Origin of the sequence: Psychrosphaera aquimarina (assembly GCF_032461525.1) — a bacterium.
GTDB classification, from domain to species: Bacteria; Pseudomonadota; Gammaproteobacteria; order Enterobacterales; family Alteromonadaceae; genus Psychrosphaera; species Psychrosphaera aquimarina.
Genome location: NZ_JAWCUA010000003.1, coordinates 249,591 through 268,061, shown reverse-complemented (window position 1 = coordinate 268,061; position 18,471 = coordinate 249,591). Strand labels below are relative to the sequence as shown.

Below are 18,471 nucleotides of genomic sequence, written 5' to 3'. Positions count from 1 at the left end.
CATTTCTAAATTTAGCAAAAAATAGGCGTCTGTCGATACGCCTATTCCTTAAACTAAATTTAAATATACTGGGCGCTATTTATTAATACCAACTAAGTCCATAAAGAAAGCGTATTCTAATGCGCGTTCTTTATAACGGCGGAAGCGTCCTGACGCGCCACCATGACCCGCATCCATATTAGTTTGGAAGTACAATTTATTATCATTAGTTTTCATGTCACGTAACTTTGCTACCCATTTCATAGGCTCAAAATACTGCACCTGTGAATCATGCAATCCTGTGGTGACTAATAGGTTTGGATAGTCCTGTGCTTTCACTTGATCATAAGGTGAATAGGACAACATGTATTCGTATGAATCTTTGTTGGCTGGGTTACCCCATTCATCGTACTCACCGGTAGTTAACGGAATACTAGCGTCAGACATAGTGGTAACTACATCAACAAATGGAACATGTGCCGCTACTCCACGATATAAGTCAGGTTCCATATTTATAATGGCCCCCATTAATAAACCACCAGCACTACCACCAATAGCAAAGACTTTATCTTCAGCCCCATACTTTTGCTCAGTTAATGACTTAGTTACATCAATAAAGTCAGTGTATGTATTAATTTTATTAAACATTTTACCGTCTTCATACCACGAACGGCCTAACATTTGTCCACCACGGATATGTGCAATAGCAAAAATAAATCCGCGGTCTAACAAGGATAATCTAGATGCTGAAAAGTATGGTTCTACGATTATACCGTAAGAGCCATAAGCATATTGATACAGAGGGTTAGTCCCGTCTTTTTTGAACTTATCTTTACGATAAACAATAGAAACTGGTACTTTTTTACCATCGCGGGCAGTGACAAAAACACGCTCACTTTGATACCAATTTGAATCAAACTTCCCCAACACTTCATCTTGTTTTAACGTTTTACTACTAAAAGTATTTAAATCTACTTCCATAACAGCGCCAGGAGTAGTTAACGAACTATAGTAATAACGTAGTTTGCCAGTGTCTGAGGTTGGATTGGTATCAAATGTTGCAACATAAGCCGCATCATTAAATGGTAATGATGTCACTTCATTAGTAGTTAAATTAATCACTCGAATTTGAGTATTGCCGTTCTCTTTTTCTTCTAATACTAAGTGGTTTTCAAAAACTATAAAATCCTCGAAGTACACATTTTCTCTGTGTGGTATCACGTCCTGCCATTTGCTGATATCGGCACTGTCTTTACGCTTTACTTTAACCAGCTTAAAGTTTTGAGCGTCTTTGTTGGTACGTATGTAATACCAGTCATTGTGTTGATCAAAGTCATATTCATGACCTGTAGTAATAGGAGTTATCAGTTTAAACTCAGCATTTGGCATGTCTGCTGAAATAACAGATACTCCCGTCGTTAATGTTGAGTCATGGTTTATGTAGATAGTTTTATTATCACGAGTTTTACCTATGTCTGTGTAAAACGTAGTGTCGTTTTCTTGATAAACTAACTTGTCCTGTTCTTGGCTTGTGCCCAGCGTATGACGGAATACTTGATAACCTAATAAAGTTTGCACATCCTTTTTAATATAAAAAACCGTTTTATTATCGTTTGCCCAAACAATGCTACCCGAGGTGTTAACCAGTTTATCTTGGTATAATTCACCGGTTGTTAAATCTTTAAACTCAATGGTGTATAAGCGTCTACTTTCTGTATCTGTAGAATAAGCTAAAAGGTTATTATTCGTGCTAACCGCGACACTATCTAAACTGAAATATTCGTGACCTTCAGCTAAAACATTAGCATCTAAAATAACTTCTTCTGTATTTTTAAGTGATGACTTTTTACGAGCATAAATAGCATATTCATTGTCACCCTCATAACGGTTATACCACCAATATCCACGTTTCTCATATGGCACGCTCGCATCGTCTTTTTTAAGACGACCTGTCATTTCGGTGAATAAAGTATCTTGCAGTGGTTGAGTGTGGGCCATTTGCGCATCTACATAATTGTTTTCTGCTGCTAAATGCGCCAATATTTCTTTGTCTTCACGAGTGTCGTCACGCATCCAATAGTAGTTATCTATTCGTTTATGTCCATGTTGGATCATTTCATACGGGACTTTCTTTGCTACTGGAGCTTTAATTGTTTCCGATGTCATATTTTCTGTCGCTTTATTTGATGGGGCACAACCTGAGATAATTAGAGAGATAAACGAAACCATCATCCCACTTTTTGCAAATCTAAATGCGTAGTTCAACTTAGCCATTGCTAACATCCTTTTACTATAAAAATTTAAATACTGTCATTTACTCCTTTAAAAAACGGCTTAAATTAAACGTGAGTTATAGGTAACTAATGCTTGAAACAATTTCAGCCGATGGAGCTTATAATTATAAATTACTCTATTTTTGCAATTTTGAATAACAAATAACGAAAAGAATCTAGGTTTTAACAATTAGAGCTTGCACTCCATTTCTATGGATGTTAAAAAATAAGGCAAGTCAATCGGAATATTTATTTACATAAATGGCAAATTTATTCACCACATCAATTGTTTTATTACTCAACCTGCTGCTTTTAACTGTGCGCGGGTTTGTTTTGGTTGACTAAAATTTAATTAGTATCAATAAAACCCCGCTCAACTAGCGGGGTTTTTTTTTACCCTGTTAGCTTATGTTTGGGTTACAGGAGAAAGGAATATGCAAAATATGAATCAAGATAACGTTGTCATTTTTGACACCACTTTACGTGATGGTGAACAAGCGTTACGTGCCAGCTTAAGCAAACGAGAAAAACTACAAATTGCTCATGCTATCGCTAAGTTAGGTGTAGATGTAATGGAAGTTGGTTTTCCTGTTTCTTCCCCTGGGGATTTTGATGCCGTTAAGTCCATTGCTGAACAAGTAAAAGGGCCAATAATTTGTGGATTAGCTCGTGCCATGGAAAAGGACATCATTGCTTGTGGTGAAGCATTAGCCCCAGCTGAAAAACGCCGTATTCATACTTTTATTGCCACTTCTCCTATTCATTTGGAACATAAGTTACAAAAAACGTTAGAACAAGCCACCGACATGGCGGTTAAAGCCATTAAATTAGCCAAAACTTACACTGACGATGTTGAGTTTTCTTGTGAAGATGCAGGGCGTACTCCGGTTGCTGACTTAGCTTATGTCATTGAACGAGCTATTGATGCCGGTGCAACCACGATTAATATCCCAGATACCGTAGGATATACAGAACCGACAGAGTTTGCTGAAATTATTGCAGGCATCAAACAACAAGTACCAAATATCGACAAAGCTATTATTTCTGTTCATTGTCATAACGACTTAGGTTTAGCAGTCGCTAACAGTATTGCCGCCGTTCAAGCTGGTGCTAGACAAATAGAATGTACCGTAAATGGTATTGGCGAACGTGCCGGTAACTGTGCATTAGAAGAAGTCGCCATGATCATGCAAACACGTAAAGAGCGTTTTGGCGTGACAACCAACATTAAATCAGAAGAGATCTTCCGTACCTCTAAATTAGTTAGTCAGCTTTGTAATATGCCAGTACAACAAAACAAAGCGATTGTGGGAGCAAATGCCTTTGCTCATTCTTCTGGTATTCACCAAGATGGTATTTTAAAAGCGCAAAATACTTATGAGATCATGAAGCCTGAACACATTGGTATGCAAAGCAATGAGTTGAACTTAACGTCTCGTTCTGGTCGTCATGTTATTCAACATCGTATGACAGAAATGGGCTATTCCGATAAAGATTACAACTTAAACGATATTTACGATGCGTTTTTGTTATTGGCAGATAAAAAAGGCCAAGTGCATGATTACGATTTGGAAGCCATTGTATTTAATCAGCAACTTGAAGAAGAGTCTGATTATTACAAATTAAACTCATTACAAGGTTTGTCCAGTAATCTTCCAGTCAATACCGCAACCGTTGGCATCACCATTGGTGGTACAGAAGTGGTATTTAAGGCTGAGACGGGAAATGGTCCAATTGAAGCGGCTTATAAAGCGTTAAAACAAATGACCAAGGTTGATTTGGATATTATTGATTTTAAATTAAATTCAAAAGGTGAAGGGGCAGACGCTATTGGTCAAGTCGATATCATTGCTAAATGTAAGGGACGTAACTTCCACGGTACCGGTTTAGCCACAGATATTATCCATGCAGGCGTTAAAGCTTATATCCACGTTTTAAATTTAATCCACAGAGCACAACAAGTGGAAGACATTAAAGAGAAACATCAAGGCATCTAAAATAAGAAGTCAGAAATACACAATATATTGGGAAATGAATAACAATGAGTAACGAATACAAAATTGCAGTTTTATCCGGTGATGGTATTGGTCCTGAAGTCATGGCTGCTGCAATAACAGTTTTAGATGTGGTACAGAAAAAGTACAATTTTAAATTAAACTACACCCACGCTGATGTTGGCGGTATTGCGATTGATAATCATGGCAGTCCTTTACCAGCAAGTACATTAAATGTATGTGAACAATCAGATGCTATTTTATTTGGTTCTGTTGGCGGCCCTAAATGGGAAAATCTAGCGCCTAATGACCAACCTGAGCGCGGTGCACTATTACCTTTACGTAAACACTTTTCTCTGTTTTGTAATATGCGTCCAGCTGCTTTAGTACCTGCATTATCGGCCATGTGTCCATTACGAGCAGACATCAGTGCAAAAGGCTTTGATGTTTTAGTAATGCGTGAATTAACTGGTGGTATTTATTTTGGTGAGAAAGGGCGTGAAGGTGATTCTGCTTTTGATACCCAACGTTATTCTAAAAGTGAAATTACTCGTATAGCAAAACTTGGTTTTGAAGCCGCACAGAAACGTCGTAACAAGGTTACGTCAGTTGATAAGGCCAATGTATTACAAACTTCTATTTTGTGGCGTGAGACCGTTAACGAAGTAGCTAAAGGTTACCCTGACGTTGAATTGGAGCACATCTATATTGATAACGCGACAATGCAGCTAATAAAAGACCCAAGTCAGTTTGATGTTTTATTATGTGACAACCTATTTGGTGACATATTGTCAGACGAGTGCGCAATGATCACAGGTTCTATGGGCTTGTTACCATCTGCGAGCTTAAATGAACAAGGTTTTGGTTTGTACGAGCCCGCTGGTGGTTCGGCACCTGATATTGCCGGTAAAGGTATTGCTAATCCTATTGCTCAAATATTAAGTGCAGCCTTGATGTTACGTTACAGTTTGGGTCAGCAAGATGCAGCTAACGCAATAGACCAAGCAATAGCCGATGTTATTGCACAAGGAACAGTAACGGGTGATATCGCCCAAGGTAGTGAAAGTTTCAGTACGGAACAAGTAGCACAAGCCATCGCGCAAGCAATTAAATAAAAGTGTGGGAATGAAAATGGCACAAACATTATATGAAAAAATCTGGGACGCACATTTTGTCGCAGAATTATCGGGTGATACCAATTTAATTTACATCGATCGCCACTTAGTACATGAAGTTACATCTCCACAGGCCTTTGCCGGTTTACGCGAAAAGAATCGTCCAGTACATCGATTAGATAAAACATTTGCCACTATGGATCATAATGTTTCAACACAAGTACGTTCATTTGAAGCCGCTGGTGAAACTTCTCGTAAGCAATTGGAAGCGCTAGCGAAAAACTGTAAAGAATTTGGTGTAACTTTATTTGATTTAAACCATGAAAACCAAGGTATTGTTCATGTTATTGGGCCAGAGCTAGGCATAACATTACCAGGCCACACAATAGTTTGTGGTGATTCACATACCGCCACTCATGGTGCGTTTGGTGCCTTAGCATTTGGTATTGGTACTTCGGAAGTTGAACATGTTTTAGCTACTCAAACGTTACAACAGAAAAAAGCGAAAACATTAAAAATTGAAGTTAATGGTCCATTACGCCCAGACATAACTGCTAAAGATGTGATCCTTGCGGTAATAGAAATTTTAGGCACTGCTGGTGGCACAGGTTACGTCGCTGAGTTTTGTGGACAAGCCATTGAAGAATTATCAATGGAAGGCCGCATGACCTTATGTAATATGGCTATTGAAATGGGTGCTAAAGCAGGCTTAGTGGCTCCGGATCAAGTAACTTTTGATTATGTTGAAGGCAAAGATTACGCACCAAAGAACACAGCTGAACGCTCTGACTTTGATGATGCCGTTGCTTACTGGAAAACATTAAAAACCGACGATGATGCAGTGTTTGATCATACAATCACTTTACACACAGACAATATCATTCCAAAGGTAACTTGGGGCACTAGCCCAGAACAAGTTATAAGTGTTGATGCTAAAGTGCCAAACCCAGCTCATGAAAATGACTCGGTAAAAGCAGATGCGATTCGCCGTGCGATTGCTTATATGGGCTTAGAGGCTGACCAAGCTATTACTGATATTCACGTTAATACCGTTTTTATTGGTTCTTGTACCAACTCACGTATTGAAGACATGCGTGCAGCTGCAGAAATAGCTAAAGGAAAAACAGTTGCTGATGGCGTTAGAGCATTAGTAGTACCAGGTTCGGTTCGAGTTAAAGTTCAAGCAGAACAAGAAGGTTTAGATGAAATATTTAAACAAGCAGGTTTTGAATGGCGTGAACCGGGTTGTTCAATGTGTTTGGCAATGAACGACGACCGATTGGAACCTGGTGATAGATGTGCATCAACTTCTAACCGTAACTTTGAAGGCCGCCAAGGCCGTGGTGGTCGTACTCATTTAGTTAGCCCAGCGATGGCTGCAGCGGCTGCTATTCATGGTCACTTTGTCGATATTAGAAAAGCATAAGGGGTAACAAAATGTCAGATGCAATTTTTCATCAGGGTTTAGTTTGCCCATTAGATAAAAACAATGTTGATACCGATCAGATCATTCCAAAACAGTTTTTAACCTCAGTTGAACGCAGTGGATTTGATAAAGCCTTGTTTTATGATTGGCGTTATCTAGATAATGACCAACCAAATCCAGAGTTTGTTTTAAACTTTCCACAATACCAAGGGGCGAGTGTTTTATTAACACGTAAAAACTTTGGTTGTGGCTCAAGTCGCGAACATGCGCCATGGGCATTAAAACAATATGGCTTCCAAATTGTTATTGCCCCAAGCTTTGCAGATATATTTTATAATAACTGCATAAATAACCAAATTTTACCTGCAAAAGTTTCTGAGCAAATGGTCGATAAATTGTTCAACCTGTGCCAGACTCAAGAACAAGTTAATTTGGCTATAGACTTAAAAGGCCAAAAGATTCTGATTGAGGGTGAAGCCCCTATAGAGTTTGAAATAGTGGAAGATGTTAGAGAAAGACTATTAAAAAACTTGGACTTTATTGGTGTGACTGAACAGTTTTCAAAAGAAATTGAAGCGTTTGAAGATCAATTAACAGAAGCACGCCCTTGGCAGTAAATAGTTTTTCAATTACTTTGCAATTTTATTTACTCATTGCAAATTAATTTGAACCAGTTTTTGTTCCTGTGCAACCGTATCGCCGCTACATAATATGTAGCGGTTTTTTTTGGGCAAAGGATTGCCCAACACCCGATGGCCATGGATGGCCAATGAGGGTGTACCGCCAGTTCAAACAACTCAGAAAGCCCATAATCCCCTGATGTATTAGCTTAATGTGCAAGTTTTGACTGTTGTTTTAGCTTCGTGTGCAAAGAGGGTATCGGGTCAGTGAACACAACCCAATAACTCCACCAGCACTAAACCTTAACGATTAGATCCACTTTTCTTTTTCATATGAACCACTTTACGTGCTATCGCTAATAAAGCAGGCGATACATCACCTGCGCCATCTTTAATTAAACGGCTAACATCACCAGAGGAGAATAGAGAACCACGGTCAGACATTACACCTTGAGCTCTAACAAACTCTTTAGCTTTGCCGGTACTGCCAGTATCTATATATTTAAAAAGAATGCGTTCGTTAAAACTATTCGGCTTTTTCTTTAGAGTAGCTATTTCTGCATTAATATCTTGAATTTCATCTTCTAATGATTCGATTAATTCAGCAATGTTAGAATAAGGTTTCATTATTACTTGTCCTTTTGGGGAGTTGGCGCGGCGAAAAAAGACAAGCTCTTAACTACACTGTTTAATAGTTGGGATAAAGTCCGCAATCTGTATTTCTTATTGTAACTCAAAACACAAACGTAAGTATCATAGGTTGGTTCAACCATTCGTTTTTAATGCAAAATTAGCTATTTGAGTCAATAAAGTAAGTTTAAATACACAGTAACGTAAGTTAGATCTAAAATGATGTTTAACTCTATGCACAAAATTAGCTATTATCACGATATATAAATAAAAAGAGAAACTGCATGACTGATTTTAAACGTATTAGTGTAGCGCAAGCGCATAAATTAATTGAAGCTGGGCATGTTGTCATTGCCGATATTAGAGATGATCAATCATTTGCTAATGGCCATGTTGAAAACGCATTTCATTTAAGCAACGCAAGTATGTCTTCGTTTGTACAAAAGTATGATTATGAAACGCCTATATTAGTATTTTGTTACCACGGCAATAGCAGTCAAGGTGCCGCACAATATCTAGTGCACGAAGGTTTTGATGAAGTTTATAGTGTTGATGGCGGTTTTGAAATGTGGAAACTAAACTACCCGTTTATCACATCCCCACAATGATAGTTCTTGGCGAGCTTGGCAATAAACGTGCTTGCCAAGCCTTTTCAGACTACTTAAGTGTTAAACATATAAGACATAATGTAGATAAATCAGATAACCGATTTGTTATTTCTGTTGATCCTGAGCAATACCACCAAAGCCAAGCCTTATTTGATGAATTTATTCACAATCCAAATCAAGCTAAGTTTTTAGAAGCTTCTTGGCAAGTGAATAACCCACAACAAACTATCGCTTTTGCTAACGCTAGTTCCAATACTAATTTAGGTTTGAGTAAAATTTGGAACAGTACCGGTTGGTTAACTAAGTTAGTCACACTAATTTGCATAAGCATATATATCGCATCTTACATTGGTTATTTTCCAGTTATATTTAACGCACTTAGTTTTAGCTGGGATTTTTATCAGCCTTATCGTTTAATCACCCCAATGTTGATGCACTTAGACACATTACACTTAGTGTTTAATATAACTTGGTGGTGGTACTTAGCTGGTAAAATAGAGAAGTCGTTTGGTATTTATGTATTGATCAACCTCACACTCTTCAGTGCATTATTTTCTAATTCCGCACAATCATTAATAGTCAGTAATAACTTCGCCGGTATTTCTGGTGTTGTTTACGCATTGATGGGATTTACTTGGTTGTATGGTAGAAATAGACCCAACAGTGAAGTATTTTTACCTAATAATATCTTTATCTTTTTGTTAATTTGGATGGGGTTGGGTTTTGTTGATTTGTTGCCAATAAACATGGCCAATTGGGCACATTTGTTTGGTTTGCTTGCCGGTTTACTAATTGCTCAAATAATGACGTTAAAGAAGCGTTAACTATCTGTTTAAATTGAGAACGTTTGAAATGGTGATTCAAAGAGGAAAACTTGTATACGGTGTAAAGTCGTTTTCCTCTATTGCCTAATTAATGGTATAAATATTTAGTGAATAAAATATCTCTAACTAATTTTTTTCCTGTCTCTTTTTCCATTAATTCTTTTAATCTATCAAGTATCAAAACTCGAATTTCTTCTCGGCCTGTCATTGATTTTATTTTTTGTTCCGGTTGACGCAGTAACACGTCAATTATGGCATCACGTAATAACGGACTGTGGTGTTCTATGATGGCAACATAACTAACATCTTCTACCATTAACTCCGCCGTAATACGTACAAAGCCAATTTTTTTCGCATTTGAACTTACGTAATTAGTAATAATGTCTGGTTCAAAGCCGTAATAGCCAACGTTATCTTTTTTAATCGCGACGTCTGCGTTCACTTGTAAACTTGTGAACAAGCCTATTAATACTAATGCGTTAAAAAAACGTTTTATCATTTCCTGATCCTATAAAAGCTTAATCCAATATGAGTGGTTAATTTTAGAGGTTTATTTATTAACTACCACCCTTAATTTAAAACTAACAAGATCTTTTTTATTGAGCTTGTTAACATACCTCTAGTTAAATAATGTGGTAATTCAATTGTTTCCAATTAATCTTCCAAACCTTTGGTACTCTAGCGACCAAAAAGAGCAAAGCATTAACCATTCTGACGCTGAAAGTTGGATCTGTTCGGATAGTTCGCTCACCGTTAAAATTAAAGAGTTGGGCATTGCCTTTTCCGTTGATTTACTCAACCAAGTAAATCGGCCTGTTTCGTCAGAAATACAGTCATTATTAGCGGTAACGGATAACTCGGCTTTATACCGAGAAGTGTTACTAAAACAAGGTAATATCCCTTTAGTATATGCGCAGACTATCATGCCTGATTCCAGTGTTACCGGGACTGAATCAATGTTAAGTGAATTAGGTAACCAATCACTTGGGCAAGTTCTGTTTCAATCACCCCAAGCAATTCGAAGTAATATTGAATTTGCCGTGGTTGAACCGAATAGTCAACTAGGTCAATTCATTGAACAGCAGTTACAACAACCCATTAAAAGAACCTGTTACATACGCCGTTCGATATTTCATTTAAATGGCAAACCTTTGTTAGTATGTGAATGTTTTTTACCGGCGCTATTTAATTAAATACTCAACCTATATAGAAACAGTATTCAATACCCAATCAGATAGTTAAAATAACCACGCTTTTAAAAAGAGAATTGACCTTAATGCGACTATTGTTAAAACCGTCTAACTTTGCTTCTTATATTCAGTTAATGCGTATGGATAAGCCGATAGGTATCTATTTACTCATGTGGCCAACGCTTTGGGCTCTCTGGATCGCGTCAGATGGATTTCCTTTATGGCACTACTTAATTGTATTTCTTGCCGGGACAGTTGTTATGCGGGCAGCAGGTTGCGTAATAAATGACTATGCAGATCGTCATATTGACGGTGATGTAACAAGAACCCATCAAAGACCGATACCGTCTGGTAAAGTCAGTTCCACTGAGGCGTTACAATTATTTGTTTTGTTAATCATACTCGCATTTTTACTCGTATCGACCTTAGATATACAAACTATCTACTTATCTGTTGTTGGTTTGTTATTAGCGTTTTGTTACCCCTTTATGAAACGTTACACCCATTATCCACAAGTTGTTTTAGGTGCCGCATTCAGTTGGTCTATGCCTATGGTATTTATGGCCGTGAATGCCGACTTACCTCACGAACTTTGGTTACTGTATTTTGCTAACTTATCTTGGACCGTTGCCTATGACACTTTATATGCCATGGTTGATAGGGAAGATGATTTAAAAATTGGAGTCAAATCTACAGCCATCGCTTTTGGTAAAAACGATTTACTTAACGTAGCTTTGTTACAAATAATCACCTTGCTTTTGATTGGTAAAGTCGTTTTATTATTAAACTGGCATTGGCCTGTGATCTCTAGTTTGGTTATATGCGCACTGCTATTTATAAGACAATTATGGCAATGTCGACACCGCGAACCAAAAGCGTGTTTTAACGCATTTTTGGATAATCATTATGTAGGTATGGTGATATTTTTGGGACTCGTAATTGAATATGCTTTGTTTTAAAAATGCTGAGCTTAAGTAAATGAATACCTTAACCATTATATTACCGTTAGCCATAATCTGCTTGTTAGGTTATTTGTCGGTAAGGGTTAAATTATTCAATAAGGTGCAGATGGATAGCCTGTCAGCCATCAGCTTTAATTTGTTGGTTCCTATCTTTCTTTTTAAGTCCACCTACCAAACTAATTTGGATATTGCCTTTTCTGCCCAATGGTTTTTAACTTTTTATATACCGGTAATAATCAGCTTTGCTGTATTATTTATATTCAATCATTACTTACTTAAACATAAAAACAACCACTCTACATTAAGTGCTCTTGCGGCGACTTATTCTAATACCGTATTGGTTGCTATCCCTATAATTGCCAGCATATTAACTCCTACCGCTGCGGGAAGCGCTTTTGTGCTTATTGCTTTTCATAGTGCAGTGTTATTTACCTTAACGGAAGTTTTTGTAAATAATTCGGGTTTTAATACTTTATTAAAAGCCGGAAAAAATCCTATAGTATTGAGTATTTTGGGTGGTTTTACCGTTAATTTATTAGGGATCGATATCCCAGAATTGTTATTAGAGCCTCTTACTGCATTGTCGGCTTCAGCTATTCCATTGGCTTTATTTGGTTTAGGTGCGGCTATGTATTACTTACCATTTAAGGGTAATCGAAAGGTCGCCTTGGTTAACTCATTTTACAAATTAATGATACTACCTGCTTTCGTATATTTGCTTGGACATTATGTTTTTGAACTAACGTCTGAGCAATTGTTTATCGCAGTTATTCTGACGGCAAGCCCAACTGGAGTGGGGGCTTATATTATGGCAACCAAACACCAAGCAGCAGAAGATATATCTGCATCTACAGTGGTGCTATCTACAATATTTTGCACTTTGAGTTACCTTTTCTGGATCAACTTTTTACTGTAGTTTATTAATCCAACAGCCTAGTTATAAGCTTAGATCTGGTTGAATTTTTTGATTTTCAAACGCCAACAGCCATTGTTTTTTATCCAAACCACCTGCGTAACCAGTTAACGTTCCGTTGGCACCAATAACTCGATGACAAGGCACTACGATAGCTAATGGATTTTTACCATTAGCCGCACCAACTGCACGTACTGCTTTAGGGTTATTCATATGTTTTGCTTGCCGACCATAGCTCCACGTTTCCCCATAAGGTATTTCACATAACGCTGACCAACATTGTTTTTGAAAGTGTGTTCCCAAATTACTTTGATGTTTAAGTAAATCACCAAATTCAGTTCTTTCACCATCAAAATATTGCTGTAGTTGATTTTGTGCTAAATCTAACAACTCATGCTCAGAATCATTAACGCAGTCTATTATTTCTAATTCAGATTTAAACACAATCGATTGATACCATGGTTTAATTTCATCCGATATATTAAGTGTGATCTCAAGTGCCCCTAGAGGGGTTGTTATATAACGGTGCAACTCTAATTTATTTTTCATATCGTATCTCGTATCTAAAAATTACAACATGCTCCACATATTAAAGGTTAAATATGAACGCCAAGGTTTGGCTTTTTCGGCATCAATTTCTGGAAATATATCCAATGCTTTTTTGATGCCTAAGTCTGAATCCAACCAGATGTCAGTATTGGCTTCACCGCGCATCTGAGCGTACTCCACGGTCCAAGGTCCAATGCCTTTTAATTCTAACCAATCTTTAACTTCTCCCTCAGGATGTTTATTACACCACGTTGCTAATGTTATTAAGGTGGTTTTTCTTGCTTGAGGGATTTTCAAAAATGCCAAGTCCGATTTAGCTATTTGTTTTGGGGTAGGAAACCAATAACGAGTTTTCATATTGCCGTTACTTGATGTTTTCTTATCACCTAAATGCAATATCAAAGTATTTAACAAGTTGGTTGCCGCTTTAACTGATACTTGCTGTCCTAATATCGCTCTGATGCCTGCTTCAAATGGACTCCAACTTCCTGGGATTCTAATACCTTGTTGTAAATTATGATCGGGAAATCCTGCATTAACAATTTGTGAATTGATTAACTCTACATTGGCATTTAAATCAAATACTTGTCTTATCTTCTGACTAACGGGATATAAATATTTAGCATCATCAATATTAATACTGACATTAAAACCTTGTTTATCCGGCCTATGTACAGCATTAAACCAACCTTTAATATACGATCCCTTTTCTGTTAACCAGTTAAAGGTTCTACCATAAGAACTACTGCCTAATGTTTCTATACCATCCATTAATCTAAACTCAGAAAAGTCATGCCAGTGCTGCCAGTTAAAAGGAGGTTGGTAATTCATCTGTAGTCGTATTGGCGCGTCGGATACTTGTAGCTTTTTAATTTCAGAAGGGGTTTTTGTTGTTATGCGTTTAAACGCGTCATTAAAACGTCTGACGTTGTTAAACCCACAAGCGTAAGCAATTTGATTTATCGGTAAGTGAGTTTGATGTAATAACGACTTTGCAAATAGTATTTGTTGGTGCTGCACATAGGCTTTTGGTGAAACACCTAATTGCTGTTCAAATAACTTACGTAAATACCTATCAGTAATACCTAACTTATCTGCTAACTCTGATAACTTTAAACCGTTAAAACCATTTTGATGAATTATGGATAAAGCACGTTTAACTGTGGTCTCCGTACCGCTCCATGCTGGGGAAAAGGGGGCTGATTCAGGCCGACATCTTAAACATGGTCTATAACCTGATACAAGCGCTTCAGATGCAGTTTCAAAGTATTCAACATTGTGTTCTTTCGGTGGTGTAGCAGGGCACACGGGTCGACAAAATATCCCTGTCGTTTTCACAGCTGTAAAGAACACACCATCAAAACGAGGATCGCGGGATAAACGTGCTTGTTGATAATCTTGAATATTCATAATGAACTCTAAGTTAAACGTTATTGGTAACATCAATAACATTGAGTTTAGCGTAACAATTAAATAAAACTAGATGAAAACGGAAGTGATGATTGTATGTGGATGTGTTGTTAATTTTCTAACAGAAATAGAATTTCGCCTAAGTCAGGTTTCCAGCCATATTGTTTGATTGAAATACGTCTTCCTTTTACCATTACACCTTCATCCATTAATAGTGCTCTTTGTTCTTCAAATGATGATGAACCTAATTCAAAGGCTATTTGACCTGATGAGCGCAGTACACGAAACCAAGGTACTGACTTACCATTAAATCCTTCTTTTGGTACGTAGCTTAAACATTTACCTGCCAATCGAGCACGGCCAGGAAGACCTGCTAAATCAGCAACTTGTCCATAACTAGCTACTTTACCTTCAGGGATAAGTTGAATGACTTTCCATATTTTTTCGTGCTGAGGATTATTTGGCATTTAGGTTCCATGTGGAACTAAGAAATATATAAGTTAATTATCTGTAAACTGATGATTCATCATAAAACGGTTACTGCATTTTATAATATTCATAACGCTGAATTAAATGGTCTTGTATCCCAGGGTCAGAAAAATGTTGATGGATATACTTAAATATCTCGGGCTTGCTCATTAACCCGCGTTTTTCTTTATATGCCCAGTATGAAGACATTAAATCATATTGAATATTGTCTTGTTCTTGTTTTGATTTTGTCGCTATGTTGTAAGACACAATATTATAATACTTAAGTTAATAAAGATGTGTGCATCATAACTTTAAGGCAGGTACGCAACAAGTAGATGGAAAATTATTTTATGGTTTCGTGTATATTACCATTTTGTATTTTTTCTTAGGGGAATGCTCCACCTCTCTATACCCTGCCTGTAAGAGAGTAAGAGAGGGGAACAAAGTGCTTTTACATCCATGTAAGGTGATGCCTCACCTAATATCATCCTAGAGACAACGCTTTTGTTGAACCAATACCTAGCTATTTCCTATTGGTCTTCCAACTTGATATTTAAGATATAATACCTTTCAATTAATTGCAAATGATAATCATTCTTATTTGTGAATTATTTTATATCATATCTACGATAACAATTAGCAGATATCTATTTCGTCATAAATGCGGCTATCAATAATGTATTTGATAAAATTTAGGCATAAAAAAACCCAGCCTGAGCTGGGTTTTTGGATGATGGAATGTCGACGATACAAGGATGTATAAGAGTCGACTCATCAAATCTTTGGAAGCTTAATTAGCCTTTACGAATTTGTTGGATAATACGTAATTGAGCAACTGCTTCTGCAAGCTGTATAGCTGCTTCTGCATATTCAAAGTCAGCACCAGGATTTGCAATTGCGTCTTCAGCAGATTTTTGTGCTGCTAATGCTTGTGCTTCATCTAGGTCTTCTGCTCTTACAGCTGTGTCTGTTAATACAGAAACAGCGCCAGGTTGTACTTCTAAAATACCACCTGCAACGTAGAAAAGTTCTTCTACGCCAAATTGCTTAACTACGCGTACCATGCCAGGTTTAATGGCGGTAAGTAAAGGCGCGTGACCTGGATATATACCCAAGTCACCTTCACTACCTGTTACCTGTAATGTTTCAACTAGACCAGAAAATACTTTCTGTTCTGCGCTTACTACATCCAAGTGGACAGTCATTGCAGCCATTTTACGCTCCGTATTCTATTTGTTAGCTCTTTCTACCGCTTCGTCGATTGAACCTACCATGTAGAACATTTGTTCTGGAAGATCATCGTAATCACCATTAAGAATACCTTTAAATCCTGCAATAGTGTCTTTAAGCGATACGTATTTACCTGGAGAACCAGTGAATACTTCTGCTACGAAGAATGGTTGAGATAAGAAACGTTCAATCTTACGAGCTCGAGATACAGTCTGTTTATCTTCTTCAGATAATTCGTCCATACCCAAGATAGCGATGATGTCTTTTAACTCTTTATAACGTTGTAATACAGTTTGTACACCACGTGCTACGTCATAATGCTCTTGACCAATTACTAACGGGTCAAGTTGACGAGAAGATGAATCTAGTGGATCGATCGCTGGGTAAATACCTTTTGATGCGATATCACGAGAAAGTACAACTGTTGCGTCTAAGTGAGCAAACGTTGTTGCTGGTGATGGATCCGTCAAGTCATCCGCAGGTACGTATACCGCTTGGATTGAAGTGATTGAACCAGTCTTAGTAGACGCGATACGTTCCTGTAGAACACCCATTTCTTCAGCAAGAGTCGGTTGGTAACCAACAGCTGAAGGCATACGACCTAGTAGTGCAGAAACTTCTGTACCAGCTAGTGTATAACGGTAGATGTTATCAACGAAGAATAAAACGTCACGACCTTCGTCACGGAATTTTTCAGCCATTGTTAAACCAGTCAAGGCAACACGTAAACGGTTTCCTGGAGGCTCGTTCATCTGACCGTAAACTAGAGATACTTTATCTAGTACGTTTGATTCGTTCATTTCATGGTAGAAATCGTTACCCTCACGAGTACGCTCACCAACACCTGCGAATACAGAGTAGCCGCTGTGCTCGATTGCGATGTTACGGATAAGTTCCATCATGTTTACTGTTTTACCAACACCAGCACCACCGAATAGACCAACTTTACCACCTTTTGCAAATGGGCAAACTAAGTCGATTACTTTGATACCAGTCTCTAATAATTCAGTAGAGCTTGATTGTTCTTCATAAGAAGGGGCTTCACGGTGAATCGTGTAACGTTCTTCTTCGCCTATAGGGCCAGCTTCGTCAATTGGGTTACCCAATACGTCCATGATGCGACCTAATGTCTTAACACCAACTGGAACTTCAATACCTTTACCGGTACTAACGACTACTGCACCACGTGCCAACCCGTCAGTTGTACCAAGTGCAATTGCACGTATGATACCACCACCAAGTTGTTGTTGTACTTCTAATGTTAACCCTTCAAGGTTACCATCAGTTACTTGTATTGCGTCATATACCGCAGGTACTGCATCTTGTGGGAACTCAACGTCCACAACTGCGCCAATGATCTGTACGACCTTACCTTGACTCATGACATTTCCTCATAAATTTTTGTTAACCTAAACCGCAGCAGAACCAGCACATATCTCAGAAATTTCTTGAGTAATGGCTGCCTGACGAGACCTGTTGTATACCAATTGTAAATCGTTGATTATGTCGCCCGCATTATCTGTAGCGGCTTTCATTGCGATCATACGCGCAGCTTGTTCTGATGCTGCATTTTCAACGACACCTTGATAAACCTGTGATTCCACATAACGAACCAATAAAGCTTCTAATAAAACTTTAGGGTCTGGTTCGTAGATGTAATCCCAGTTACCTGACATGTCTTTGTCTTCTTCTAACTTTGGTAAAGGTAATAACTGATCGATCGTTGGCGTTTGTGTCATGGTATTTACAAATTTATTGTAAACCACAAACAAACGGTCAATTTTGCCTTCATTGTACGCATCTAACATAGTGCGTACTGCACCTATTACATCTTGTACAGATGGTGCATCACCTAAGCCTGATTTTACTGCAACAACGTTACCGCCAAAACGGTTAAAGAAACCTACTGCTTTTGAACCAATAAGTGCAAAATCTAGTTCTACACCTGCTTCAGAGTACTTTTCAACGTCGTTAGCAACAGCTTTAAACTCGTTAGAGTTCAAGCCGCCACACAGACCACGGTCAGACGAAATGACCAAATAGCCTACACGTTTTACCTCACGCTCTTCCAAATATGGATGGCGATATTCAAGGCTACCACGTGCAATATGACCAATCACTTTACGCATCGTTTGTGCATATGGACGGCTTGACGCCATACGGTCTTGAGCTTTCTTCATTTTAGAAGCCGCAACCATTTCCATAGCACTGGTAATTTTTTGAGTATTTTTAATACTCCCAATCTTACCTTTTATTTCTTTTGCGCCGGACATGTGA

General features: G+C 37.9%; 19 protein-coding genes. 9 read left to right on the top strand and 10 right to left on the bottom strand.

Annotated elements, in window-relative coordinates:
- Window positions 1-75: 75 nt before the first annotated feature.
- Window positions 76-2,211, bottom strand: coding sequence for a S9 family peptidase (locus tag RT723_RS04420; protein ID WP_428983600.1), 2,136 nt, complete (start codon window positions 2,209-2,211; stop codon window positions 76-78).
- Between the two features lie 484 nt (window positions 2,212-2,695).
- Here RT723_RS04420 and leuA point away from each other — a divergent pair, with 484 nt between their 5' ends.
- The 4 genes from leuA to leuD are packed head-to-tail and all read left to right on the top strand — an operon-like array spanning window position 2,696 to window position 7,404.
- Window positions 2,696-4,249 carry a 2-isopropylmalate synthase gene (leuA, locus tag RT723_RS04415; RefSeq protein ID WP_315946305.1) on the top strand — a complete coding sequence of 518 codons (1,554 nt, stop codon included), beginning with the start codon at window positions 2,696-2,698 and terminating at the stop codon, window positions 4,247-4,249.
- 44 nt (window positions 4,250-4,293) lie between these two features.
- Window positions 4,294-5,361 (top strand): 3-isopropylmalate dehydrogenase, encoded by a 1,068-nt coding sequence (gene leuB / locus RT723_RS04410; protein WP_315946010.1) that lies wholly within the window; start codon window positions 4,294-4,296, stop codon window positions 5,359-5,361.
- Window positions 5,362-5,377: 16 nt separating this feature from the next.
- Window positions 5,378-6,787: a 3-isopropylmalate dehydratase large subunit gene (gene leuC, locus RT723_RS04405; RefSeq protein WP_216055381.1), complete on the top strand. Its 1,410-nt coding sequence runs from the start codon at window positions 5,378-5,380 to the stop codon at window positions 6,785-6,787.
- 11 nt (window positions 6,788-6,798) lie between these two features.
- Window positions 6,799-7,404, top strand: a complete 606-nt coding sequence (gene leuD, locus RT723_RS04400; RefSeq protein WP_315946009.1) for a 3-isopropylmalate dehydratase small subunit — start codon at window positions 6,799-6,801, stop codon at window positions 7,402-7,404.
- A gap of 306 nt (window positions 7,405-7,710) precedes the next feature.
- On the opposite strand, the gene RT723_RS04395 is transcribed toward leuD, so the two are convergent.
- Complete coding sequence (locus RT723_RS04395; RefSeq protein ID WP_216055383.1) at window positions 7,711-8,034, bottom strand: helix-turn-helix domain-containing protein; 324 nt, start codon at window positions 8,032-8,034, stop codon at window positions 7,711-7,713.
- A gap of 287 nt (window positions 8,035-8,321) precedes the next feature.
- On the opposite strand from RT723_RS04395, the gene glpE reads away from it, so the two are divergent.
- Window positions 8,322-8,645: a thiosulfate sulfurtransferase GlpE gene (gene glpE / locus RT723_RS04390; protein WP_216055384.1), complete on the top strand. Its 324-nt coding sequence runs from the start codon at window positions 8,322-8,324 to the stop codon at window positions 8,643-8,645.
- Entirely contained in the window at window positions 8,606-9,469 is an 864-nt protein-coding gene (gene glpG / locus RT723_RS04385; protein ID WP_315946008.1) for a rhomboid family intramembrane serine protease GlpG, read from the top strand. The genes glpE and glpG overlap by 40 nt, the downstream gene beginning before the upstream one ends.
- Before the next feature lie 88 nt (window positions 9,470-9,557).
- Here the strand turns inward: glpG and RT723_RS04380 are convergent, their stop codons facing one another.
- The gene (locus RT723_RS04380; protein WP_216055387.1) at window positions 9,558-9,968 is read right to left on the bottom strand and encodes a flagellar basal body-associated protein FliL; all 411 of its coding nucleotides are present in this window, start codon (window positions 9,966-9,968) and stop codon (window positions 9,558-9,560) included.
- 145 nt (window positions 9,969-10,113) lie between these two features.
- Between RT723_RS04380 and RT723_RS04375 the strand changes: the two genes are divergently transcribed.
- The 3 genes from RT723_RS04375 to RT723_RS04365 all read left to right on the top strand — a co-directional run bounded on the left by RT723_RS04375 (window position 10,114) and on the right by RT723_RS04365 (window position 12,537).
- Window positions 10,114-10,662: a chorismate--pyruvate lyase family protein gene (locus RT723_RS04375; RefSeq protein ID WP_315946007.1), complete on the top strand. Its 549-nt coding sequence runs from the start codon at window positions 10,114-10,116 to the stop codon at window positions 10,660-10,662.
- Between the two features lie 83 nt (window positions 10,663-10,745).
- Window positions 10,746-11,618, top strand: coding sequence for a 4-hydroxybenzoate octaprenyltransferase (gene ubiA, locus RT723_RS04370; RefSeq protein ID WP_315946006.1), 873 nt, complete (start codon window positions 10,746-10,748; stop codon window positions 11,616-11,618).
- Between the two features lie 19 nt (window positions 11,619-11,637).
- Window positions 11,638-12,537: an AEC family transporter gene (locus tag RT723_RS04365; protein ID WP_315946005.1), complete on the top strand. Its 900-nt coding sequence runs from the start codon at window positions 11,638-11,640 to the stop codon at window positions 12,535-12,537.
- Between the two features lie 21 nt (window positions 12,538-12,558).
- Here RT723_RS04365 and RT723_RS04360 read toward each other — a convergent pair whose 3' ends face one another.
- From RT723_RS04360 to atpG, 7 genes are all read right to left on the bottom strand, one after another.
- A complete protein-coding gene (locus RT723_RS04360; RefSeq protein ID WP_315946004.1) occupies window positions 12,559-13,083 on the bottom strand; it encodes a methylated-DNA--[protein]-cysteine S-methyltransferase in 525 nt (174 codons plus the stop codon).
- Window positions 13,084-13,104: 21 nt separating this feature from the next.
- Window positions 13,105-14,493, bottom strand: a complete 1,389-nt coding sequence (locus RT723_RS04355; protein WP_315946003.1) for a DNA-3-methyladenine glycosylase 2 family protein — start codon at window positions 14,491-14,493, stop codon at window positions 13,105-13,107.
- A gap of 110 nt (window positions 14,494-14,603) precedes the next feature.
- Window positions 14,604-14,960: an MGMT family protein gene (locus tag RT723_RS04350; RefSeq protein WP_216055391.1), complete on the bottom strand. Its 357-nt coding sequence runs from the start codon at window positions 14,958-14,960 to the stop codon at window positions 14,604-14,606.
- Window positions 14,961-15,030: 70 nt separating this feature from the next.
- Window positions 15,031-15,231 carry a DUF3283 domain-containing protein gene (locus tag RT723_RS04345; protein ID WP_216055392.1) on the bottom strand — a complete coding sequence of 67 codons (201 nt, stop codon included), beginning with the start codon at window positions 15,229-15,231 and terminating at the stop codon, window positions 15,031-15,033.
- Window positions 15,232-15,758: 527 nt separating this feature from the next.
- Window positions 15,759-16,178 carry a F0F1 ATP synthase subunit epsilon gene (locus RT723_RS04340; protein WP_216055393.1) on the bottom strand — a complete coding sequence of 140 codons (420 nt, stop codon included), beginning with the start codon at window positions 16,176-16,178 and terminating at the stop codon, window positions 15,759-15,761.
- 15 nt (window positions 16,179-16,193) lie between these two features.
- Window positions 16,194-17,576 (bottom strand): F0F1 ATP synthase subunit beta, encoded by a 1,383-nt coding sequence (gene atpD / locus RT723_RS04335; RefSeq protein ID WP_315946002.1) that lies wholly within the window; start codon window positions 17,574-17,576, stop codon window positions 16,194-16,196.
- Window positions 17,577-17,603: 27 nt separating this feature from the next.
- Entirely contained in the window at window positions 17,604-18,467 is an 864-nt protein-coding gene (atpG, locus tag RT723_RS04330) for a F0F1 ATP synthase subunit gamma (protein WP_216055395.1), read from the bottom strand.
- Window positions 18,468-18,471: the final 4 nt, after the last annotated feature.